Source organism: Micromonospora purpureochromogenes (assembly GCF_900091515.1).
GTDB classification, from domain to species: Bacteria; Actinomycetota; Actinomycetes; order Mycobacteriales; family Micromonosporaceae; genus Micromonospora; species Micromonospora purpureochromogenes.
Window position 1 is genome coordinate 1,244,403 of record NZ_LT607410.1, and the last position, 21,923, is coordinate 1,266,325.

General features: G+C 72.5%; 15 protein-coding genes and 1 pseudogene. 5 read left to right on the plus strand and 11 right to left on the minus strand.

Translation table 11 applies throughout. The features are described from left to right. Window positions 1–94 precede the first annotated feature (94 nt). The gene (locus GA0074696_RS05810; protein ID WP_231925274.1) at window positions 95–670 is read left to right on the plus strand and encodes a helix-turn-helix domain-containing protein; all 576 of its coding nucleotides are present in this window, start codon (window positions 95–97) and stop codon (window positions 668–670) included. Here GA0074696_RS05810 and GA0074696_RS05815 read toward each other — a convergent pair. The 3 genes from GA0074696_RS05815 to GA0074696_RS05825 all read right to left on the minus strand — a co-directional run bounded on the left by GA0074696_RS05815 (window position 654) and on the right by GA0074696_RS05825 (window position 6,564). Further along, the gene (locus tag GA0074696_RS05815; protein ID WP_088960148.1) at window positions 654–3,923 is read right to left on the minus strand and encodes a lamin tail domain-containing protein; all 3,270 of its coding nucleotides are present in this window, start codon (window positions 3,921–3,923) and stop codon (window positions 654–656) included. The genes GA0074696_RS05810 and GA0074696_RS05815 overlap by 17 nt on opposite strands. Window positions 3,924–4,020: 97 nt before the next feature. Then, window positions 4,021–5,037: a GNAT family N-acetyltransferase gene (locus GA0074696_RS05820; RefSeq protein WP_088960149.1), complete on the minus strand. Its 1,017-nt coding sequence runs from the start codon at window positions 5,035–5,037 to the stop codon at window positions 4,021–4,023. A 72-nt stretch (window positions 5,038–5,109) separates the two neighbouring features. After that, window positions 5,110–6,564 carry a lytic murein transglycosylase gene (locus tag GA0074696_RS05825; RefSeq protein WP_407940551.1) on the minus strand — a complete coding sequence of 485 codons (1,455 nt, stop codon included), beginning with the start codon at window positions 6,562–6,564 and terminating at the stop codon, window positions 5,110–5,112. Between the two features lie 83 nt (window positions 6,565–6,647). On the opposite strand from GA0074696_RS05825, the gene GA0074696_RS05830 reads away from it, so the two are divergent. Continuing rightward, on the plus strand, window positions 6,648–6,869 hold the full coding sequence (locus GA0074696_RS05830; RefSeq protein WP_088960151.1) for an FmdB family zinc ribbon protein: 222 nt from the start codon (window positions 6,648–6,650) through the stop codon (window positions 6,867–6,869). Window positions 6,870–7,022: 153 nt separating this feature from the next. Further along, window positions 7,023–9,854 carry an ATP-binding protein gene (locus GA0074696_RS05835; protein WP_088960152.1) on the plus strand — a complete coding sequence of 944 codons (2,832 nt, stop codon included), beginning with the start codon at window positions 7,023–7,025 and terminating at the stop codon, window positions 9,852–9,854. 52 nt (window positions 9,855–9,906) lie between these two features. On the opposite strand, the gene GA0074696_RS05840 is transcribed toward GA0074696_RS05835, so the two are convergent. After that, window positions 9,907–10,446: a phospholipase gene (locus GA0074696_RS05840; protein WP_088960153.1), complete on the minus strand. Its 540-nt coding sequence runs from the start codon at window positions 10,444–10,446 to the stop codon at window positions 9,907–9,909. 173 nt (window positions 10,447–10,619) lie between these two features. Next, complete coding sequence (locus GA0074696_RS05845; protein WP_088960154.1) at window positions 10,620–12,284, minus strand: glycoside hydrolase family 10 protein; 1,665 nt, start codon at window positions 12,282–12,284, stop codon at window positions 10,620–10,622. Between the two features lie 339 nt (window positions 12,285–12,623). Between GA0074696_RS05845 and GA0074696_RS05850 the strand changes: the two are divergent. Then, window positions 12,624–14,015: pseudogene (locus tag GA0074696_RS05850) on the plus strand (amino acid permease); the annotation flags it as partial. Window positions 14,016–14,180: 165 nt separating this feature from the next. Here GA0074696_RS05850 and GA0074696_RS05855 read toward each other — a convergent pair. Genes GA0074696_RS05855 through arfA form a run of 5 tightly spaced genes read right to left on the minus strand, consistent with a single transcriptional unit; the run spans window position 14,181 to window position 19,884 of the window. After that, on the minus strand, window positions 14,181–15,203 hold the full coding sequence (locus GA0074696_RS05855) for a glycoside hydrolase family 43 protein (RefSeq protein WP_088964381.1): 1,023 nt from the start codon (window positions 15,201–15,203) through the stop codon (window positions 14,181–14,183). Further along, window positions 15,200–16,024 carry a carbohydrate ABC transporter permease gene (locus GA0074696_RS05860; RefSeq protein WP_088960155.1) on the minus strand — a complete coding sequence of 275 codons (825 nt, stop codon included), beginning with the start codon at window positions 16,022–16,024 and terminating at the stop codon, window positions 15,200–15,202. Before GA0074696_RS05860 ends, GA0074696_RS05855 begins: the two co-directional genes overlap by 4 nt. Before the next feature lie 10 nt (window positions 16,025–16,034). Beyond that, window positions 16,035–16,997 (minus strand): carbohydrate ABC transporter permease, encoded by a 963-nt coding sequence (locus GA0074696_RS05865; protein WP_088960156.1) that lies wholly within the window; start codon window positions 16,995–16,997, stop codon window positions 16,035–16,037. A 6-nt stretch (window positions 16,998–17,003) separates the two neighbouring features. Then, window positions 17,004–18,332: an ABC transporter substrate-binding protein gene (locus GA0074696_RS05870; protein WP_088960157.1), complete on the minus strand. Its 1,329-nt coding sequence runs from the start codon at window positions 18,330–18,332 to the stop codon at window positions 17,004–17,006. Between the two features lie 40 nt (window positions 18,333–18,372). Then, entirely contained in the window at window positions 18,373–19,884 is a 1,512-nt protein-coding gene (gene arfA, locus GA0074696_RS05875; protein ID WP_088960158.1) for an arabinosylfuranosidase ArfA, read from the minus strand. Window positions 19,885–20,024: 140 nt separating this feature from the next. On the opposite strand from arfA, the gene GA0074696_RS05880 reads away from it, so the two are divergent. Continuing rightward, window positions 20,025–21,032 carry a LacI family DNA-binding transcriptional regulator gene (locus GA0074696_RS05880; RefSeq protein ID WP_088960159.1) on the plus strand — a complete coding sequence of 336 codons (1,008 nt, stop codon included), beginning with the start codon at window positions 20,025–20,027 and terminating at the stop codon, window positions 21,030–21,032. Window positions 21,033–21,147: 115 nt separating this feature from the next. Here GA0074696_RS05880 and GA0074696_RS05885 read toward each other — a convergent pair whose 3' ends face one another. Beyond that, window positions 21,148–21,873, minus strand: a complete 726-nt coding sequence (locus GA0074696_RS05885) for a methyltransferase domain-containing protein (RefSeq protein ID WP_088960160.1) — start codon at window positions 21,871–21,873, stop codon at window positions 21,148–21,150. Window positions 21,874–21,923 lie beyond the last annotated feature (50 nt).

Genomic DNA, 21,923 nt, shown 5'->3' on the forward strand with positions numbered 1-21,923 from the left:
CCAGCGCGTCAGCCTCCATCACAGCGGCACGGGTTTTCCACAGCTCTGTCCACAGGGCTTGCCGGCGGTGGAGGGCGGCGGGCAGGGTGCCGGCATGGCTTCCGCGCTCGACCCGCCGCCCACCGGCCCGACCGTCGGCCAGTTTCCGATCGCCGGGCTGGTCCGCAAGGCGCGACGCATCGCCGGCCTCGGGCAGCGGCAGATGGCCCGGTTCGCGAGGGTCGCCCCGTCGACGGTGGGCCGGGTGGAGACGGGGGAGATGACTCCCAGCCTCGCCGTGCTGGAGCGGCTGCTCGGCGCGGCGGGCCTCTACCTCGCCGTGGTCGACCCTGACGGGCGGGTCATCCAGCCGATGGCGGACTGGGACGACACCCGCGACGGCGCGGGACGGCGATACCCCTCGCACCTGGACACCATCCTCGACCCTGAGCCGGGGGAGTGGTGGGGCGACATCTACGGCCTGGCCCGGCCGCCGGAGACCTTCCACCGCTGCCGATCGACCGGGAGGCCCGCCGGCGCCGCAGCCAGTGGGAGGTGCGAGTGGCGCAGCACCGCCACCTGCCGCCGCCGAAGGACATGCGGGAGCGGTACTGAGACGGCCCGCCGTACCTGGGAGAACCCGGCCGGCGGGCCGTCGCCCGTACGTCGAACGGTCAGTCGTCGTTCGTGATGGTGCCCACCGCCAGCGGGTCGGCGAACCGCAGGTTGAGCGGGCCGGCGACCGCGAACGCGATCTTCTCGTCCGCCTCGACCTTCCGGTCACCGCGCACGGTCACCGGGAAGGCCAGCGAGGTCTGCCCGGCGGGCAGGACCTTGCAGCCGACGTACGGGTCGAAGTCCGACCCGGCCGTGGCGGTCAGGCCGACGGTGGCGGCACAGATCGTCGTCGGCACCGACAGCGGCCGCGACACGGTCACGGTGAACGTCAGCGTGCTGTCGCCCTTGTCGCCCTCGACCACCGAGGCGTCGTCGACGCGCAGCGACGGCTGGGCGCGGAACCGCGCGACCTGCGGGTCGTGGTCGCTGGCGCCCCGCGACCCGTCCCCGGTGAACTCGGCCGGCCAGTCGGCGTTGATGTGCGCCGCCCGCACCTGCACCAGGTCCTCGTGGAGCGCGTCGTTGACGAAGAGGTTGTCGAGCGTCTGCGCCGAGCCCTGGAAGCTGTACGAGTACGCCGCCACCGGGACGTCGGCCACCAGGTCGTCCCAGAGGTTGTGCAGGCCCGCCTCGTACAGCGGGGCGAGCTGGTCCGACGGGGTCGGGTTCGCACCGGTGGCGATCGGGTCGTCCGGACGCGGGAAGACGTTCAGGTCCCCGCCGTAGACCACCCGGGCGTCCGGGTCGGACTGCTCGATCGCGCTGACGATCGCCGCCCCGTACGCGGCCTGCTCGGTCCGCTGCCCGACCCGGCTGTCCGGGCCGGACGAGTAGTGGTTGCTCAGCGCGTACAGGGTGAACTGCTCGGTCGCGTCCGGGGCCGCCTTCACCACGAACTTGCCCAGCTGCGGCGCGCGGGTGAAGACGTTGTTGCCGTCCTTGCCGGTCGACGTGTCGGTGTCCGCCGGCAGCACCGCGTTGAGCGCCTTCGGGTTCTGCACGTCCGCGTTGGACGCCAGGCCCGCCGCGCGGTACTCCACCGTCGGGCTGGCGCCCAGCAGCGGGTCGGTGGCGGTCGCCGCGGCCAGCGAGAGCCGGTCGGTGCGGTAGAGGAACGCCGAGGTGATGCCGCGCGCGTCCGCGCCGGTCCGGTCGTACGCCGCGGCGTACGCCGGGCCACCGGCGGCGGCGACGGCCATCGCCAGGTCCTGGAGGGTGTCCGGGGCGCCGTCGGCGTCGTTGCTGTCACCGCAGGCCAGCTCGGTGCCGGAAACCGTGCAGATGTCCTGGTCCTCGGCCTCCTGCACCAGGATCAGGTCCGGCGCGTGCAGGTCGGTCCGGATCTGGTCAGCGAGCTCGGTCAGGTGCTCCCGGTAGTCGGCCTCGTCGGCCGGCACGTAGTCGAACGGCGGCGAGACGCCGGTGCAGCCCGCGTTGCCGGTGAAGTCGCAGCCGTCGAACGGGTCGTCCCGGTAGTCGTACAGGTTCTCCACGTTGTAGGTCGCCACGGCGACCTCGCGGGACCGGTCCGCCGGCGCCGGCGGGTTGTTCACCGACGGGTCGACACCGGCGGTCAGGGAGAGCGCCTCCGGCTGCACGCTGAACTTGCTGAAGCCGTAGGAGACCGCGCCGTACGCGTCGGCGGCGAGCGTGTCGAACGTGCGGGCCGGCGGGAGCAGCGCGGTCGAGTCGCCGGCGGTGGCCTTCACGCCGCCGCCACCGAGCAGGATCCGCTGCCCGTTGCCGTTGTCGAAGAGCTGACCCGGCACGTCGTCCAGCGGGTGCGCGTCCCGGAACACCCGGCGGGCGTACAGGTCGGTCCGCTTCATCAGCGGGTCCTCCCGGTCGACCACCCAGACCTCGGAGTCGGCGGTGGAGCCGAACACGTCCCGGGGGCCGGTCACGCCGCTGCCGGCGCGGACCCGGAGCCGGGCACCCTCGTGCCGCTCCCAGAACCGGTCGGCGGCGGTGGCGTCGGCCGGCGGGGTCGCGTCGTCCACCGTGACGTCGGTGTCCACGTCGAGCCCGGAGGCGAGCTTGCGGACCAGCGAGGCGCTGGAGAGCTGGGTCTGGTTGAAGTACTCCGACACCCGGGCGCGCAGCACGACCTCGTCGCCGACGGCCGGCGCGTAGCCGCCGATCAGCGTGGTGAACGAGCCCATGAAGACGAAGATGCCGTCCGAGCTGAGCGGGTCGCCGTCCTCGGCGCCGGTACGGCTCTGCAGGTAGAAGCCGTACTGGTCGGCGCCGGCCGAGGTGCGGGTGAGCGACTTCTGCGTGATCACGCCGCGCACGTCGTACAGGGCGCTGGTGCCGTTGCCGCTGGCCGGGGCGAGCGGCGAGCGGTCGGTCCGCGGGTTCTCGTCGTCCCGGGTCGGGCCCTGCACCTCGCCGACCGTGAGCACGGTGGTGACCTGGACGGTCAGCGTGCAGGTGGCGGTGCCGCCCTCGGCGTCGGTGGCGGTCAGCGTCACCGCGTACGCCCCGCCGGGCAGGCCGGTCGCGGTGACCGTGGCGGTGGCGGTCCCACCGGCGGCGGTGGCCGGCGTGAGGGCCGTCCGGCTGATCGAGCCGGTGGCCGGGGTGGGGTTGACGGAGGTGACGGCGAGATCGGTGACCGTGTCGTCCGCGTCGCTGGCGGTGACCTGGCGGGTGGCGGTCGCGCCGGCCTCCAGGGTCAGCGCGCCGCCGCAGTTCAGCGTGGCGGGCTGGTCGACCGGGCCGCCCCCGTCCACGGCGTGTGCGCCGAGACCGTCGAAGGTGTCGGTCGGCAGGCCCGTCCACTGGGCGGCCGGGTCGAACGCGTCGGACGGGTCGGTGTCCCCGATGGAGACCGACGGCAGCCGCCGCAGCGTGTTGTCGGCGGTGCTGGTCAGCCCGCTGCCCCACTCGGTACCGGGGTCGACGCCGACTTGGCCGATCGAGTCGAGCACCGCGCCGGCCTTGCGCAGCACGATCGCGTCGTCCCCGTTGAACAGCGACGCGCCGGTGGTCTGGTCGGCCTGGGCGAGCACCGTCGGGGCGGCCGAGGAGGCGGCGAAGACGAAGGCGTCGCCGGCGGCGACGGTGCCGCTCAGCGCGACGTTCGTCGGCGTGGTCGAGCCGTTGAAGTAGAGCTGGAGCTGGTAGCCGCCGGCGGTGAGGTCGACCGGGGAGCCGGTGCCGTTGAACAGCTCGATCGCCTTGTTGTTCGACGAGCCTTCGACGTACTCGGAGATGAACAGGTCGGTGGGCGCGGCGATGGCCGCGGTGGGTGCGACGCCGATGACCGGGAGGGTGACGGCGACGGCGGTTGCGAGCGCGGCGTATCTGCGGCGCGGGCGCATAAAGCCTCCACGATGGGTGGACGGGAACTAACGCACGTTAAGTGTCGTTGCTGGCCGCCGTCCATCCCCCGTGGGGGGCGGTGTGGTGAACTCGTGGTCAGCGGGCGACGTCGATCCGGTGCACCAGCTCGGCGACGTCCACGCTGTATTCGCACCACTCCCGATCGGGGCGGTAGCCCAGCTCGGCGTTCACCTTAAGCATCGCCTCGTTGGCCTGGGCGTTCCAGGTCTGCACCTCGGCCAGCGTCGGCTCGGCGGAGCGCAGCTCCAGCAGCATCCGGGCCTTGATCGCCCGGTCGATGCCGTAGCCGCGGTGATCCTGCACCACGATCGTGTCGTACTGGTCGGCCCGGGTGGGGTGCTGCGCGGGCACCACCACCTCGGTCAGCCCGGCAACCTCGCCGCTGTACTCGTGCAGGGCCAGCACGATGTACGGCTTCATGCCCCGCCGGTGCAGCGTGTCCAGGCTGTCCCGCAGCCGCTGCGGGTCGTACGAGCTGGGGCGCAGCTCGCCGTCGTCGACGTCGCGCACCTCGGCCTTGGCCCGCGCGTACGCCTCGATCAGGTCGTCCGGCGGGCCGCCCGGGCAGAACTCCAGGTGGTAGCCGGCGCCGATGCCGGTGGCCATCTCGGCCAGCGCCGGCCAGTCCACCGCGCCGAGGTCCAGCACGCTCCGGGTCTCGACGTACTCCCGGGTGAAGCCGAGCGACTCGTAGAAGGCGACGGCCGGCGTGTCACCGACCACCTCGACGCCGATCGACTGGAAGCCCTCCTGGTAGACCCGGCGGGCGGCGAGCAGGACCAGGTCACGACCCAGCCCGGTACGCCGGACGTCGGGGTGCACCAGCACCTCCAGCACGCCGATGTCGCCGAGCAGCAGCACGTGCACGTGGCCGAGGATCGGCCCGGGTCGGCCGTCCGGCCCGGGCTCCGCCTGGGCGACCCAGGAGATCCGCCGTTCACCCGGCATCACCTCGCAGAGGTATTCCCGCAGGGAACTCTCCCGCCAGGGCGGGTCCTGCGGGAGATCCACCGCCAGGACCGCGTTCAGCGTGTCCAGCACGGACGCGACCTCGTCGGACGACGCGGTCCGGGGATCCCACTCGCGCACCATCACCCGTCTAGCTTGCCGTCATCGGCTGCCGGGGGGAAGGGTCTGGTCCGGCAATGTATGCGGATGATCACGTCACGTACGGCTGGCCACCCCGTACTGGTTGGCCTTGTCGAAGACATCCTGGGCGTACCGGCGCACATCGTTGTAGGACAGGATGGCGCCCCACCAGTCGCCCGGGATGGTCATGTTCCGGCCGCCCTTGCAGACGTACCGGGCGGCGGCGAGCGCCGCGTCGTCCAGATCGTGCGGGTCCTTGCGGCCGTCGTTGTCGGCGTCGACGCCGATCTCCTGCCAGGTGGTCGGGATGAACTGCATCGGCCCGATGGCCCGGTCGTAGACGGTGTCCCGGTCGAAGAGTCCCCGGTCGGTGTCGGTGATCCGGGACCGGCCGCCCTGCCCGTCGAGCGGGTCGCCGATGATCTCCGGTTCGGCCCGGCCGGTCGACTGGAGGCTGGCGCCGTTGGCCTGCCCGTGCCGCGACTCCACGTACCCGATCGCGGCGAGCGTGGTCCAGCTCAGCTGGCAGCTGCGGTTGGTCTCGGCGAGCACCAGCTCGGCGTAGCCGTACGCCTGCATGGCCACCGGCGAGATGCCGACCCGCGCGCCGGTGGTCTGGGCCCAGGCGGCCAGGGTGTCCGCCGGGCGGCCGGTGGCGGGCGGGGCGACCGGCCCGGTCGGCGGTACGCCGCCGGGCAGCGCGGTCGCGGGCGGCAGCCCGGGCAGCGCCGTCCCGCCGGGCAGCACCGGCACGGCGGTCGCGCCGGGCAGCGCACCCGGCGCGGGTACGACGACGGCGCCCTCGGTCGCGTCCACGGCCACCGGCTTCGGCGAGCGGGCGGCCGACGGGACCACCACGGCGCCCACCACCGCGGTGGCGGCGACCAGCGCGACGAGGAACACCCCGGGCAGGGTCAGCCGGCCGCTCGGGCGCAGGGACCAGGCCCGGGTGGCCCGGGCCGCGCCGACGACCGCCTGCCGGGGCGGGGGGAGCCGCACGGCGTGCGCGAACGGCATCCGGCGCCGCCGTCCCGGCTCGCCGCCGGCCTTGGCGTCGGCTCTCGCCGAATCCTTCTCGAGCCCGTCTGTGGGCGTGGCGCCGGCTTCCTCGCCGGCCCTGCTCCCGTCGCCGGTCTCCGCGTCGGTCCTGCCCGCGCCGGCCTTGCTCGTGTCGGCGGCCCCACCGCCGGCCTTCTCCGCGCCCGCTTTCTCCGCCCCCGCTTTCTCCGCGCCCGCTTTCTCCGCGTCGGCCTTGCCCACGTCGACGTTCTCCCGGCCGGCTTCCGTCGCGTCGGTCGTCCCGGCGTCCGCCTTCGCCCTGCCGGGCGTCCCCGGCCGGACCTGCGCCGCCCCACCGTCGTTCGACTCCACGGTGGTCGGTGCGCTGCCGGCGGTGGTCGCGGTTGACGGTTCGGCCGGCGACGGGTCGAGGAAGGGGCGGCGGGGGCGGGGGACCGGGGTCGGGTCCGGCGCGGCGCCTGAGCTGGCGAGCGGCCCGTCGGGCGGCGTCGCCGGTCGCAGGGGTCGCACCGTCGATGGTTCCTCGCCGCTCGCCACCCGTCGAGTATCACCCATCCGGGTGCGACCGTCAGGCCCGGCCGTACGCTGGGAGCATGCCCCGGTACGAGTTCCGCTGCCGCGCCTGCGGCGACACTTTCGAGGTCAACCGCCCGATGGCCCGGGCCGGTGATCCGGCGTCCTGCCCACAGGGGCACGCCGACACGGTCAAGCTGCTCTCCACCGTCGCGGTGACCGGCCGGAGCGGTGGTGGACCGGTCGGCGGCGCTCCGCCCGCGCCGGCGGGTGGCTGCTGCGGCGGTGGCGGCTGCTGCTGAGCGGCCACGACCGGCCCGTTCGGTGGCGCAGACCTTGCCGCTGACCGGCGGTAATGGCACCTTGGGGCGGACACCGCCCGGCCGTTCTCACGATGCGTGACGGCGCGACCATAGGGCAGCATGAAGCCGACGTCAGGGGCGGAGGTTCCACGCATGTCGCCACGGATCCACCTCCCGAGCGGGTGGGTGACCTTCGTGTTCACCGACATCGAGGGTTCGACCCGGCTGGCCCAGCTGCTCGGGTCGGGCTACCGCCCCGTGCTGTGGGAGCATCGCCGGCTGCTCCGGGACACCCTCGCCGGCACCGACGGCGCGGAGCTGCTGACCGAGGGCGACTCGTTCTTCCTCGCCTTTCCCGACGCGGCGGCGGCGCTGACCGCCTGCCTGACCGCCCAACGCGCGCTGTCCACCCACGACTGGCCCACCCCGGAGGCCACCCCCAGGGTGCGGATGGGGCTGCACACCGGCTACGCGGAGCCCCGCGACGGCGAGTACGCCAGCCCCGAGGTGCACCGGGCCGCCCGGGTGGCCGCCGCCGCCCACGGTGGACAGGTGCTCTGCTCGGCGGCGACCGCCCGGCACGCCGAACCGCTGCCGTCCGGCGCGTCCCTGCTGGACCTCGGCCTGCACCGGCTGCGCGGCTTCGACGACCGGGAGCGGCTCTTCCAGCTCCTCGCGCCCGGCCTGGAACGGCAGTTCCCCCGGCCGCGCACCGCCGACGCGGTGCCGCACAACCTGCCCACCCAGGTCACCTCCTTCATCGGCCGGGAGACCGAGCGGGCGGAGCTCGACCTGCTGGTCCGCCGGCACCGGCTGGTCACGGTGCTCGGTGCCGGCGGCGCCGGCAAGACCCGGATGGCCGTCGAGCTGGCCGGCGGGATGGTCGAGGCGCACCCGGACGGCGTGTGGTTCGTCGACATCGCCACCGTCACCGACCCGGGGCTGGTGGCGTTCGCCGTCGCCGCGGTGCTCGGGCTGCGCCCCGAGCCGGGCCGCCCGATGCTGGACACCCTGGTCGAGTACGCCGCCGCCCGGCAGATGCTGGTGGTGCTGGACACCTGCGACGCCCAGCCGGCGGCCTGCGCCGAGGTGATCTCCCGGCTGCTCGCCGGCGGGAGCGGGGTGCGGGCGCTGGCCACCAGCCGGGAGTCCTTCGGCCTGCCCGGCGAGGTGGTCTGGCGCATCCCGCCGCTCTCGGTGGACCCGCAGCCGGGGCGTACCGAGAGCGACGCGGTGGCGCTGCTGCTGGACCGGACGGCGGCGGCCCGGGGCGGCCGGCCGCCGGACTGGGCGGAGGCCGGTGACCTGCGTCGGGTGGTGCGGCGGCTGGACGGCCTCCCGTTGGCGATCGAGCTGGCCGCCGCCCGGCTCCGGGTGCTCTCCGCCGGGCAGCTCGCCGCCCGCCTCGACGACGTGCTCGGCACCCTGGACGCCGGGCGGGTCGTGCCGGAGCTGCCGGCGGGCCGGGGCTGGACGGGCAACCAGCAGGACACCGTGGACCTGGCCGCCGCGGCGGCCGGGAGCGTGCCCCCGTCGGCCGCGCACCGGGCGGTGCAGCGTTCCGCCACCGAGCGGCACCTCACCATGCAGGCGACTGTCACCTGGTCGTACCGGACGTTGGGGCCGCGCGCGTCGCGGCTGCTGCGCTGGCTGGCGGTCTTCGCCGGCCCGGTGGAGCTGTCCACCGTGGAGTGGCTGCTCGACGACGACCCGCTCGACCCGCTGTCGGTGCTGGTGGACAAGTCGATGCTGCTGGCCGAGCCGCACGCGTCGGGCAGCACCTACCGGATGCTCGACCCGATCCGGGCGTACGCGGCCCGCCGGCTGGTGGAGGCCGGCGAGGAGCAGGCCGCGCGGGACCGGCACGTCGCCTGGTCGGCGCACGCACTGGAGAGCGCCCACCTGGGACCGGACGGCCAACCGGTGACCCTCTCGCTGTACGCGCTCGACCCGCTGGCCAGTGAGCTGCGGGCCGCCCTGCGCTGGTGCGCCACCGGGGGCAGCGCCCGGGCCGGGTTGCGGCTGGCCGGCGGGCTGGACCAGTGGTGGCGGGAGCGGGGGCTGTCCCGGGAGGCGCGGCTCTGGCTGTTCCGGCTCTACGGGCGGATGGCCGAGACCGGCGAGGCGATCCCGGAGGCGGAGCTGGCGGCGGCGTACCACCTGCACTCGCTGCACGCCGGCGCGGACGGTGAGTTCGCCGAGGAGCTGCGCTACTCGCAGCGGGCCGAGGCGGCGGCCCGGCAGGCCGGTGACGCCGGGCTGCTCGCCCGGGTGCTGGCCGGGCGGGCGGCGCCGCTGATCGACATGGGGCAGTTCGCCGAGGCGGAGCGGGTCTGCCGCGAGGTGATCGACTGGGCGCACGAGCAGCAGGTGACCGGCGACGCGCTCTTCGCCGTCTACAACCTGGCGGAGCTGCTGTGGCGGCGGGGCGCGCTGAACGAGGCGGCGGAGCTGCTCGGCGCGGCCCGTCCGGTGGAGGCGGCGCGGCCGGTCGAGCGGGGCCGGCGGTCGGTGGACATGCTGCTCGGCATGGTCGCCCTGGCCCGGGGTGATCTGGTCGCCGCGCACGAGCACCTGCTGGTGGCGCTCCGGTCCCTGATGAGCCACGGCTACCACGGCCGGGCCTGCGACACGGTCAACGCGGTGGCGGTCCGCTGCGCCGTCGGCGGTGAGCTGGGCACGGCTGCCCGACTCTTCGGCGCGGCGCAGGCGACCCGGGCGCAGCTGCGGGCCACCCCGGGCATATACGGCAGCTACTGGCTGGAGCGCCAGGCCGAGCTGCGCCGGGTGCTCGGCGACGCCGCCTTCGACGCCGCGTACGGCGAGGGGGGTGAGCTGGGCCTGGAGGAGGCGGCGGCGCTGGCGTTGGCGGTGGAGCACCCCGATCTGGGGGCGGACTCGATCCGGTTCCGCTCCGCCGGGGCGGCCGCGCCCCGGCAGGGCGGCCCGGGCCGGCAGGAGCTGGACCGCCGGGAGCGGGCCTGACGCCGCCGGGCGCCCCGGTCGGGGACGCCCGGCGGAGTCGACGGCGGCGGGGTCAGCCGCGCAGGGCGGCGCGGCGCTCCGCGTCGGCCTTCATCCGGGCGGCCCGGTCGATGTCGGACTGCTGGACGGCGGCTACGGAGCCGAAGACGCTGACCGCCTCGTAGTACGTCCAGGCCAGGCTGTAGCAGGCCGGCCGGACGACGATGTTGTACGTGGCGCAGACGCGCTTCAGGTCCGCGTAGAAGGCGCTGTCGAGGCGGGACTTGTTCGCCGAGAACTGGCCCATGGCCTTGTAGTTGCGGTAGCCGAAGTCGTGCCGGTAGCAGGAGAGGCTGAAGTTGAACCCGAGCGGGTTGTCCGGGCTGGACGAGCAGTAGTCGGTGGACCAGTCGAAGGCGTAGTCGGACCAGGCGGCCTTGTTCAGCCGGGCGGAGTTCCAGGCGTTGTAGCTGGTGGCGCTGGTCTGTGTCCAGCTGGAGAGCACCGAGAGCTTCTGCTCGGGGGTCACCGCGAACGCGGGCGAGCTCACGCCGAGCATGGCGAGCAGTGCGAACGCGCCGGCGGCGAAGAGGGTGGCGAGTCGTCTGGGCATTCGGGTACCTCCGCGGGGGTGGCCTACGACCGGTGACCGGTGGATCACCATGGGTGCGACCAGTTTCGAGCAATTCCCATGCCTCGATGTGTTACCGGCGGGTACTATTGATGACAGACGATGAAACAGACGAATGCCCCGGGCGGTGACCGCCCGGGGCATTCGCGATTGGGTCAGCGCACCACCCGCGCCGGGCTGGGCAGGCTCTCGTTCCAGAGCCGGTCCAGCGCGGTCACGTGGTACGTGTACGTCCGCCCCGGCTCCGCCGTGTCGTCCACGAAGGACTGCGCCGCGGTGGCATAGTCGGCGCGCAGGGTGCCGACCAGGTGGGACGCGTCGGCGAAGCCGCAGGCGTCCACCCGCTCGCCCGAGTCGAAGCGGTAGACCGCGTACGAGGTGGCGTCGCCGAACGGACCCTGGCCGTCGGCCGGCTGCCGCCAGCTCAGCCACACTCCGTCGGCGGACCGCTCCGCCCCGGTGACCAGCGGGGGCAGCAGCGGCTTGGCGGGCAGGTGCGGCATCGCCGGCACCAGCGCCGGGCGGGAGTAGTGCTCGGCGGCGTAGATGTCGGTCGCGCCGAGCCGGTTGGCCCGCACCTGCACGGCGGAGAAGTGCACGTTGCCGAGCACCTCCGGGTACGACCGGTTGAGCGTCAGGTGATCGGACAGCTCGCGCGGGTTCTGCCAGAACGGCCCGTACGCCGGTTCGCCGCTCTTGTAGTCGGCCTGGCCGATGTAGAGCTGCACCCGGGTGCCGCGTACCGTCTCGGCCCACCACGGCACCAGCCGGGCGTAGTCGGCGGCCGGGTACTGGCCGATGTACCAGTAGAGCTGCGGCACCACGTAGTCGATCCACTCCTGCTTGACCCAGGTGCGGGTGTCGGCGGAGATGATGTCGTACGACTGGCTGCCGGTGGTGTCCGAGCCCAGTGGGTCGGCCGACTTGTTACGCCAGATGCCGAACGGGCTGACCCCGAACTTCACCCACGGCTTGACCGCCTTGATCTTGGCGTTCATCTCCTGGATCAGCAGGTTGATGTTGTCCCGCCGCCAGTCCGCCTTGTCGGTGAAGCCTCGGTTGTGGGCGGCGAAGGTGGCGTCGTCCGGCACCTGGTGGGTGCCGCTCGGGTACGGGTAGAAGTAGTCGTCGAAGTGCACGCCGTCGATGTCGTACCGGCTGACCGCGTCCATCATCGCGGTCTGGACGAACTCGCGGACCTCCGGGATGCCGGGGTTGTAGTAGAGCCGGCTGCCGGCCACGCCAGCCGGCGGGTAGGCGAAGGTCCACTCCGGGTGCTGCCGCGCCGGGTGGTTCGGCGCGAGCTTGGTGAGGTCCGCGCCGGCGCCGCCCGGAGCCGGCATGGAGACCCGGTACGGGTTGAACCAGGCGTGGAACTCCAGGTTCCGCTTGTGCGACTCGGTGACGAGGAACTTCAGCGGGTCCCAGCCCGGGTCCTGGCCGCGCACCCCGGTGAGGTACTCCGACCACGGCTCGTACGGCGAGGGCCAGAACGCGTCCGCGGTCGGCCGGACCTGGACGACGACGGCGTTGTGGTTGAGCTGCTGCGCCAGGTCGAGCCAGGCCAGGTACTCGGCCTGCTGCTTGGCGACCTGGTCGGGGGCGGTCTGCGAGGCCTTGCTGGGCCAGTCGATGTTGGTGACCGACGCGATCCACATGGCCCGGAACTGGCGCTTCGGGGTGGCCGGGTCGGTGCTGCAGTCGGTGGTGGCGGGTTCGGTGGCCGCGGTGTCCGGTGCGGCGCTCGCGGGCGAGCCGGCGACCAGCGCGCCGAGCAGTGCCACGGCCAGCCCGGCGGCTCGGAGCCGAGTTGCCTTCATGCGGTGTGTCCCTTCGTCGGGCTCCCGGTTGTCGCGGCGTCCGTGGCAAGATTCGCCAGCGGCTATCTACCGCTGGTAGGAAATTTTCACACCTGATGGGCTTCGCGCAAGGGTCCGACCTGGATGTCCGGATACCGGCCGACCCGGCGGAGGGGCGACACCGACCACCCGTGCGAACCGTGACGGTCCCCACACGCCGGGTCAGCGTCCGATCGGCCCGTGAAGTGGCGATTGGGGAGGGTCCGTCCTGGGTAGCATCGCCGGTCACCGGCCGCCACGGGGGCGGTCAAGGAAGGGGTGAACGCGGTGTCCGTGCTGCGCACCAAACCGATCAAGGACGTGCTGGCCCACGGCGAGGCCGACGGGAGCGACGGCAAGCTCGGGCTGAAGCGCCACCTCGGCGCGCGCGACCTCACCGGCTTCGGCATCGGCATCGTGATCGGCACCGGCATCTTCACGCTGACCGGCATCGAGGCCCGCGACAGCGCCGGGCCCGGCGTGGTGATCTCGTTCGCCATCGCCGGGGTGGTCGCGCTGCTCGCCGCGCTCTGCTACGCCGAGCTGGCCTCCAGCGTGCCGACCGCCGGCAGCGCCTACACCTACGCGTACGCGACGATGGGCGAGATCGTCGCCTGGATCATCGGCTGGGACCTGCTGCTGGAGTTCGCCCTCGGCGCGGCGGTGGTGGCCCGCGGCTGGTCCGGCTACCTCGCCGAACTCTTCGGCCTGCCCACCGCCTGGTTCGGCGAGGAGGGCAGCGTGGTCAACCTCGGCGCGATCGGCATCGTGCTGCTGCTCGGCGTGGTCGCCATCGTCGGCATCCGGGAGTCCGCCCGGGTCACCAACCTGCTGGTGCTGGTCAAGGTCGCCATCTGCGTCTTCATCGTGGCCGCCGGGCTGTTCTTCGTGAAGGCCGCCAACCTCACCCCGTTCATCCCGCCGGCGGAGCCCGCCGGCGCCGCCGACGACGGCATCAAGCAGCCCGTAACCCAGGCGCTGTTCGGGCTGGAGCCCTCGGTTTTCGGCTTCGTCGGGGTGCTCAGCGCCGCCGCGGTGGTCTTCTTCGCGTACACCGGCTTCGAGGCCGTGGCGAACCTCGGCGAGGAGACCCGCCGTCCCAAGCGCGACCTCACCCTGGGCCTGCTCGGCACGCTGCTGATCTCCACCGTGCTGTACATCGGCGTCTCGCTGGTCGTGGTCGGCATGGTGCCCTACACCGAGATCGACCGGGGCGCCCCGATCGCCTCGGCCTTCAAGGCGGCCGGCGCGGGCTGGGCCGGCGTACTGGTCTCCATCGCGGCCATCGCCGGCCTGACCAGCGTGATCCTGGTCGACCTGGTGGCCATGGGCCGGATCGGCTTCGCCATCTCCCGGGACGGCCTGATCCCGCCGTCGATCGCCAAGGTGCACCCCCGCTGGGGCACCCCGTACCGGATCTCCGCGGTGATGACGGTGGCGGTCGCGCTGCTCGCCGGCTTCCTGCCGCTGTCGGCCCTGGCCGACCTGGTCAGCATCGGCGCGCTCTGCGCGTTCGTGCTGGTCTCGGTCGCGGTGCCGATCCTGCGCCGCAAGCGCCCCGACCTGGACCGGCCGTTCAAGGTGCCGTTCTCCCCGGTGCTGCCCATCGTCTCGGCGCTGGCCTGCCTCTACCTGATGCTCAACCTGTCGGTGGAGACCTGGATCCGGTTCCTGATCTGGATGCTGCTCGGCGCGGTCATCTACTTCGGCTACGGCTACCGCCGCAACCGCCTCGCCACCGCCGACCCCACCCCCACCCCCCCGCACCCGCCAGCTGACCCCCTGAGGGGCCTCTTTCACGGAAAGAGTGGCTATCCCGCCTCGGATAGCCACTCTTTCCGTGAAAGTGCGCCCCAGCGGGGTGCGGGGGTGGGGGCGTCAGGGGCGGGGTTGGGGGGTGGCGGTGGGGCCGTTCACGACGGGTTTGCCGTTCTCCCAGGTGACCTCGTCGAGCCAGACCTGGCGGCCGGGGTCGGTGCTGCCCTCCTGGCCGGGCGGCCAGGCGTGGTAGACCAGCCAGGTCCGGCCGTCCTTGACGACCATCGAGGCGTGGCCGGGGCCGGAGGCGACCTCGTTGGTCTTCAGGATCGGGTTCTCGGCCGCCTTCACACAGGGGCCGGTCGGGCTCTCGCAGACCGCGTAGCCCTCGGCGTAGGTGGCCCGGTCGTACGCGTTGGCGGCGAAGAAGAGGTACAACCGCCCGTCGTGGCGGTGGAAGAACGAGCCCTCGATCAGGGTGCCCTCCCACGGCTCGGTCTGCTTCAGCAGCTTCGTCGGCTCGCCGACGAGCTTCAGCCCGTCGTCGGACAGGCGCTGCGACCAGAGCCAGGTGTCCACCCCGATCGCGTTGCCGTCGTTCTTCCAGAGCAGCCAGAGGCTGCCGTCGGTGTCCCGGAACGGGCTGGCGTCGATCGCCCCGCCCAGCTCGGCCTGGCAGATGAACGGCTCGGTCGAGTCGTCCCGGTACGGCCCCTGCGGACTGGTGGCCACCGCCCGCCCCACGCACTGCCGGCCGGAATCCCGCCCGGCGACGGTGTAGTAGAGCAGGAACCGGTCCGGGGCGAGTTGGATCGCCTCCGGCGCCCAGGTCTTCCCCGGGTCCGCCCAGTCGGGCAGCTCGGGCAGGGCGTCCTCGGCCTCGCTCCAGTCGACCAGGTCGGCCGAGCGCCGCACCGGCACGTTGCGGCCGCCGCTGTTGGTGTGGAACAGCCACCAGGCGTCACCGGCCCGCATCACCTGCGGGTCGGGGGCGTCGACGCGTACCACGGGGTTGGTGAACATGCTCGGGTCGCTCCGCGTGCTCGTCGGGTCGTTCGCACCGTTCTCGCCGCAGCCGGCGACGAGCAGTGCGGCGGCGAGGACCGCCGCCGCACCGCGTAGCCGGGCATGCCCGGCGCTCATCCCTTCAGGCCGCTGCGCGAGACGCCCTGGATGATGTGCCGCTGGGCCGCCACGAAGAGGATCAGCACCGGCACGCTGGCCAGCACCGCCCCGGCCATGATCACCGGGTAGTCGCTGACGTAGGCGCCCTGGAGCAGGCCCAGGCCCGCCGGCAGGGTCAGCCGCTCCGGGCTGAACAGCACGTAGATCGGCCAGAGGAAGTCGTTCCAGTTGGTCAGGAACGACAGCACGGCCAGCGTGGCCAGGGCCGGCTTGGAGAGCGGCAGCAGCACCTGCGTGAAGATCTGCCAGTGGTTGGCGCCGTCCAGCACCGCCGCCTCCTCCAGTTCGGCGGGGATGCTGAGGAAGAACTGCCGCAGGAAGAACACCCCGAAGGCGCTGGCCGCGCCGGGCACGATCACCACGGTCAGGGTGTCCAGCCAGCCCAGCCGGTCGGCGATCACGAAGTTCGGGATGATCAGCGAGGTGGGCGGGATGAACAGGGTCCCGACGATCAGCGCGAAGCCGACCGCCCGGCCGCGGAACCGGAGCCGGGCCAGCGCGTACGCGGCCATCGAGGCGGTGACCAGCACCAGCAGCGCGTGCAGGGCGGCCGCCAGCATGCTGTTGACGAACCAACGCAGCACCGGGTTCGAGGTATTGCCGAGGATCTGCTCGTAGCCGTAGGTCGAGAACGGGTCGGGCACGAAGCTCGGCGGGATCTTCTGCGCGTCGCCGTAGGTCTTCACCGAGGTGATCGCCATCCAGACCAGCGGGGTCAGGAAGACCAGGGCCAGGAGCACCAGGACCGCGTAGCGCGTGAAGCGGCGGAGAGTCGTCATGGTCGGCCCCTCAGTCTTCCCGGTACCGGAAGAACCGGAAGTTGACGATGCTGATCACCGTGAGCGCCAGCGCGAAGACGATGCTCATCGCCGCGGCCCGGCCCGCGTCGTTGTCCCGCAGCCCCTCGTCCACGATCCGCCAGACCACAGTGCGGGTCTGCTGGCCCGGCGCGCCCTGGGTGATCAGGAACGACTGCCCGAAGACGTTCGCCGAGGCGAGGATCGTGGTGGTCAGCACGAAGAGCATCACCGGGCGCAGCCCGGGCAGGGTGACGTTGCGGAACCGGTCCCAGGCGTTCGCGCCGTCCATCCTCGCCGCCTCGTAGAGCTCCGGCGAGATGTCCTGCAGGCCGGCCAGGTAGATCACCGCGTTGAACCCGGAGGTCCACCAGACGGTCACCCCGACCAGCGACACCCAGGCCCACGGCACGTCGGTCACCCACGGGGTGTCCGACGGCAGGCCGACCGCGCCGAGCAGCCGGTTGACCAGGCCCAGGTTGGCATCGAGCAGGAAGCGCCAGAGCAGGCCGATCACCGCCACCCCGAGGACGTACGGCGCGAAGTAGATCGCCCGGAAGAACGTCCGCCCCGGGAACGACCGGTTGAGCAGCAGCGCCAGCCCCAGCGGGATGACCACCAGCAGCGGCACCGAGAAGACCGTGAAGATCGCGGTGGCCCGGACGCTCGACCACCAGTCGCCGTAGATGGCCGACTCGCTGTCGAAGAGGTCACCGTAGTTGTCCAGCCCGACGAAGGGCCGGTTGGGCAGTTGCAGGTCCCACTGGTGGACGCTCAGCCAGACGCCGAAGAGGATCGGCAGCAGCCCGAACGCCAGGAAGAGCAGCAGGTACGGCGCGAGGAAGAGGTACGGGGTCGCGCGGCTGCCCCGCTCCGTCGCGCCCCGGCGGCTCTTCCCGCCCGCCGGGGGCGGCGCGTCCCTGCGCGCCGCCCCGACCTCGATCACGTCCGCCACGGGAAATCAGCTCCCGTACTTCTTGCGGTTGTCCTCCAGCTGCTTGTTGGCCTTGGCCACGCCGTCGTCCAGGGCCTGCTTGGGCGACTTCTTGCCCAGCGCCGCCTCGTTGAACGAGGTGTAGAAGGTGGTCATCACCTCGCCCAGCCCGGGAGCGGCCGGCGGGAAGGCCGCGTACTCCAGCTCCGGGGCGAGCGTGGCGACGTTCGGGATGGCCTTGAAGTCGGCGCCCTCCCGGACCTCCTTGCGGGCCGGGACCTGGCCGCCCTTCGCCCAGTCCAGCGAGTGCTCGCTGAGCCAGTTGATGAACACCTTCGCGCCGGAGATCTTGTTGTTGTCGGCGCTGCGCTGCTTGACGATGGTGAAGTTGTGCGAGTTCGCCCAGGCGGCCTTCTGGCTGCCGATCTGCGGCAGCTCGGCGACGCCGATCTGCGCGTTCGGGTCCTTGGCGATGTCGTTGATCTGCCAGATGCCGTTGAAGTTGAAGGCGTTCTTGCCGCTCTTGAGGGCGAGGTAGTCGGCGTCCTGGCCGACGTTCGACGGCGAGTGCCCCTGCTTGATGAGGTCGACCAGCCAGGTGCACGCCTCGATCGCCGGGTCGGAGTTGAAGGTCGCCTTGGTGACCTCGGCGTCGAAGAGGCTGCCGCCCCACTGGTGCAGCAGCGAGTAGAACGTCATGCCGCCGGTGAACTGGAACGGGCTGATCCAGAAGCCCTGCACGCCGGACTTCTTCAGCTCGGTCAGCGCGGCGGTGAACTCGTCCCGCGTGGTCGGCGGCTTGTTCGGGTCCAGGCCGGCCTTCTGCATCACGGCCTTGTTGTAGTAGAAGCCGAGCGGGTGCATGTCCAGCGGGATGCCGTACCGCTTGTTGTTGTACAGCCCGCCCTTCCAGACGGTCGGCGCGAAGTCGCCCTCGCTGAGCTCCAGCGCCTTGGCCACGTCGTCCAGCTCGGTGATCACGCCGCGGGCGGCGAAGGTGGCCAGCTGGTCCATGTGCATGACCGCGATGTCCGGGCCGGAGCCGCTGGAGACCGCACCGGGGAGCTTGCTGTAGTAGTCCTCCCAGCGGTACGTGTTCACCGCGATCGCGATGTTCTGGTGCTCGGAGTTGAACTGCTCGACGAGCTTCTTGAAGATGTCGCCGTCACCGCCGGTGAAGCCGTTCCACAGGTTCAGCGAGACCTTGGGGCCGGTGTACTCCTTGCCACCGTTGCCGGTCGCGGTCGACTTGCTGGCGCTGCCGCCGCCGCAACCGGCCAGGGTCAGCGAAGCGGCCGCGCCGAGGCCCACGCCGAGCCCGAGCAGGCGCCGGCGGCTCATTTCGTTGTGCATCATGCGGTTCTCTCCTTGGGGGACGGGACAAAGTATTCCCTGGTCAGAGCCGAGACGCGAAGCGCAGCACGTTCCAGGAGACCGCGGGCAGGCGCACGGAGCACCGGCCGCCGTCGAGGGTGGGGGTGGGTAGTGCGCGAGGCGTCACCCGGTCGGGCTCGGCCTCGGTGTTGATCGCCTCCGGGTCGTCCCCGGCGGCGAGACTCAGGTGTTCGACCGCGCGCAGGCCGGGCAGGCCGCGCAGGTCGAGGTCGAGCGGCAGATCGTCGGAGCCTCGGTTGACCGCGAAGACGGTCAGCTCGCCGGACTCCTCGTCGTGCACCGCCACGGTGTCCAGCACCGGCACCGCGCCGAACCGCTTCGTCTCGTAGTCCGGCGCGACCGGCTCGGTGCGCAGCACGGTGCCTCGGGCGTACCGGGCGGTGAGGGCGAACGGGTGGAAGATGCTCTGCCGCCAGGCCGGCCCGCCGGTACGGGTGCGGATCGGGGCGATCACGTTGGCCAGCTGCGCCTGGCAGGCGACGCCGACCCGGTCGGCGTGCCGGAGCAGGGTGATCAGCAGGTCACCGACGACCACCGCGTCGACCGCGGTGAAGTCGTCCTCGATCAGTGCGGGCGCCTCGACCCAGCCGCGCCGGTCCAGGTCGGCCTTGAGCCGGGACTCGTACCAGACGTTCCACTCGTCGAAGGAGACCTTGAGCTTGCGCTGCTGCCGCTGCTTGGCGGCCACGTGGTCGGCGGTGGCGACCACCTCGCGGATGAAGTTGTCCATGTCCACCGCCGAGGCGAGGATGCTGGCCCGGTCGCCGTCGGACGGGTCGTAGTAGGTGTGCGCGGAGATGTAGTCGACGTGCTCGTAGGTGTGCTCCAGCACCGTCGCCTCCCAGGAGGCGTAGGTGGGCATCCGCCGGTTGGAGCTGCCGCAGGCGACCAGGCTGATCGAGGGGTCGATCATCTTCATCGCCCGGGCGGTCTCGGCGGCGAGCCGGCCGTACTCGTCGGCGGTCTTGTGGCCGACCTGCCACGGGCCGTCCAGCTCGTTGCCGAGGCACCAGAGCCGCACCCCGTACGGCTCCTCGGCGCCGTGCTTGCGGCGCAGGTCCGACAGCTGGGTGCCGCCCGGGTGGTTGGCGTACTCCAGCAGGTCGCAGGCCTCCTGCACGCCCCGGGTGCCCAGGTTGACCGCCATCATCGGCTCGACGTCGGCCTCGGCGGCCCAGGTCATGAACTCGTCGAGCCCGAAGGCGTTGGTCTCGATGGTCTTCCAGGCCAGGTCGAGCCGGCGCGGGCGGTCGCCGACCGGGCCGACGCCGTCCTCCCAGCGGTACCCGGAGACGAAGTTGCCGCCGGGGTAGCGGACCACGGAGACGCCCAGCTCACGGGTGAGCGAGAGCACGTCGCCGCGCAGGCCGCGCGAGTCGGCGGTCGGGTGGCCGGGCTCGTAGACCCCGCCGTAGACGCAGCGCCCCATGTGCTCGACGAAGGAGCCGAAGAGCCGCCGGTCAGCGGGGCCGATCGCGAAGGCCGGATCGATCGTCAGCCGGGCGTTGCGCAAGGGATGCCACCTTTCCTCTGTCGTACCGGGTGACTGCCGTCACGCCGTACCACAGGTTTGTACAACGTTGTAAGCAACGTTGTAAAGAGGCCGTCGCGCGATAGAGTCCGGGGACGACGACCGGCGGGGAGGACGAGAGCGTGCGACACAGGCTCAAGGACGTGGCCGAGCGGGCCGGGGTGTCGGTCAAGACGGTCTCGAACGTGGTCAACGGCTACCTGCACGTCCGGCCGGACACCCGGGCCCGGGTCGAGGAGGCCATCGCCGAGCTCAACTACCGGCCCAACCTCTCCGCCCGCAACCTGCGCAAGGGGCGTACCGGCGTGATCGCGCTGGCCGTGCCGGAGCTGGACATCCCGTACTTCGCCGAACTGGCCCGGCACGTCGTCACCGCCGCCGCCGAACGCGGCTGGACCGTGCTGATCGACCAGACCGGCGGCGGGGCCGAGCGTGAGCGGGTGGCCGCCGCCGGCATCGGCGACCACATGATCGACGGCCTGATCCTCAGTCCGCTCGCGCTCACCGCCGAGGACCTCGCCGGTCTGGACGGCACGCCGATGGTGCTGCTCGGCGAGCGGGTGGACCACGGCCCGGCCGACCACGTGGGCATCGACAACGTGGCCGCCGCGCGGGAGATCACCGCTCACCTCGTCGGCCTCGGTCGCCGCCGGATCGCCGCCGTCGGGTCGCAGCGCACCCCCGAGGGCGCCAGCGCCCGGCTGCGCCTGGCCGGCTACGCCGTCGCGCTCGCCGACGCCGGCATCGCCTACGACGAGGCCCTGGTGGCGCCCGCGCCGGCCTGGCACCGCGCGGACGGCGCCGCCGCCGTCCGCCACCTGCTCGCCACCGGGGTACGCCCCGACGCCGTCTTCTGCTTCAACGACACCCTCGCCCTCGGCGCCCTACGCGCCCTGCACGAGGCCGGCCTGCGAGTGCCCGAGGACGTCGCGGTGGCCGGCTTCGACGACATCGAGGACGGCCGGTTCAGCGTGCCCACGCTGACCACCATCGCACCCGACAAGGAGCGCATCGGCCGCCTGGCCGTCGAGCTGCTGGCCGCCCGCATCGACGGCGACCGCGAAACCCCACCCCGCGACCTCACCGCCCCCTACCGCCTAACCCCCCGCGAAAGCACCCACCCCCACTAACCCCCCGGCTCCTCCCGCCTCCCACCCCCCGACCCTCGTTGAAGTTGTTGCCCGGCCTATCGGCGTGCCGCGGGCAATAACTTCATGATCAACGGGGGGAGTCGGGGGTCCGGGGTCAGGCGAAGAAGCGGGCCAGGTGGGAGGGGGAGGGTGGGGGCTCGGTCGGGGGGAGGGGGGTGAGGTCGGCGAAGATGGAGGCGCCGTCGCAGCCGGCGTGCAGGGGGTACCAGCGCGGGGTGCCCAGCGGGCGCTGCCCGCAGATGCCCTTGATCGTCTGCACGTCGAGCAGGCGTACGTGGGTCGGGTCGGCCACCGCGTTGACGTGTCCCCACCAGGGGCTCATCACGTGCAGCACGCCGCCCGGACGCAGTGCCCGGTGGCACTCGTCCACCAGCGGCAGGAAGTCGATCAGGTGTTCCAGGATGTGCACCGCGAAGAAGACGTCGACCGAGTCGTCGGCCAGCGGCAGCGAGCCGGACAGGTCCGCCACGGCGTTCACCCCGGGTGCCGGGAAGATGTCCAGCCCCAGGTTGGTCGGGTACTGCTTCTGGCCGCCGCAGCCCAGGTCCACCACCACCGGCTCCCGGCCGCCCACGCCGACCCGGCACCACACGCCGTAGACACCGGCCAGCCGGCCCACCAGGTCGCGGACCATCCGCAGCTCGGCCGGCTCGGCCACCGCACCGGTCAGGTGGGCGACCCCCCGGTCGAACCGCACGTCCACGGCCAGCCCTCGCAGCCGTTCGTCGTGGCGGACCTGGTCCGCCCAGGCCTCGGCGAGGAATCCGTCGATCGCCCGCAGCCGCTCGGCCGAGGGCGGCTTCTGAGCCAGCGCGACCATGGCCACCTCCCGCCGGCCGATACCCGCATCGCCGCCCGGTATGCGTGGCG

Bases quoted from the DNA above. Each gene is read 5' to 3' on its own strand.
- GA0074696_RS05810 (WP_231925274.1), top strand. From the start codon at position 95: ATGGCTTCCGCGCTCGACCCGCCGCCCACCGGCCCGACCGTCGGCCAG.
- GA0074696_RS05815 (WP_088960148.1), bottom strand. From the start codon at position 3,923: ATGCGCCCGCGCCGCAGATACGCCGCGCTCGCAACCGCCGTCGCCGTC.
- GA0074696_RS05820 (WP_088960149.1), bottom strand. From the start codon at position 5,037: ATGGTGCGCGAGTGGGATCCCCGGACCGCGTCGTCCGACGAGGTCGCG.
- GA0074696_RS05830 (WP_088960151.1), top strand. From the start codon at position 6,648: ATGCCCCGGTACGAGTTCCGCTGCCGCGCCTGCGGCGACACTTTCGAG.
- GA0074696_RS05835 (WP_088960152.1), top strand. From the start codon at position 7,023: ATGTCGCCACGGATCCACCTCCCGAGCGGGTGGGTGACCTTCGTGTTC.
- GA0074696_RS05840 (WP_088960153.1), bottom strand. From the start codon at position 10,446: ATGCCCAGACGACTCGCCACCCTCTTCGCCGCCGGCGCGTTCGCACTG.
- GA0074696_RS05845 (WP_088960154.1), bottom strand. From the start codon at position 12,284: ATGAAGGCAACTCGGCTCCGAGCCGCCGGGCTGGCCGTGGCACTGCTC.
- GA0074696_RS05855 (WP_088964381.1), bottom strand. From the start codon at position 15,203: ATGAGCGCCGGGCATGCCCGGCTACGCGGTGCGGCGGCGGTCCTCGCC.
- GA0074696_RS05860 (WP_088960155.1), bottom strand. From the start codon at position 16,024: ATGACGACTCTCCGCCGCTTCACGCGCTACGCGGTCCTGGTGCTCCTG.
- GA0074696_RS05870 (WP_088960157.1), bottom strand. From the start codon at position 18,332: ATGATGCACAACGAAATGAGCCGCCGGCGCCTGCTCGGGCTCGGCGTG.
- GA0074696_RS05885 (WP_088960160.1), bottom strand. From the start codon at position 21,873: ATGGTCGCGCTGGCTCAGAAGCCGCCCTCGGCCGAGCGGCTGCGGGCG.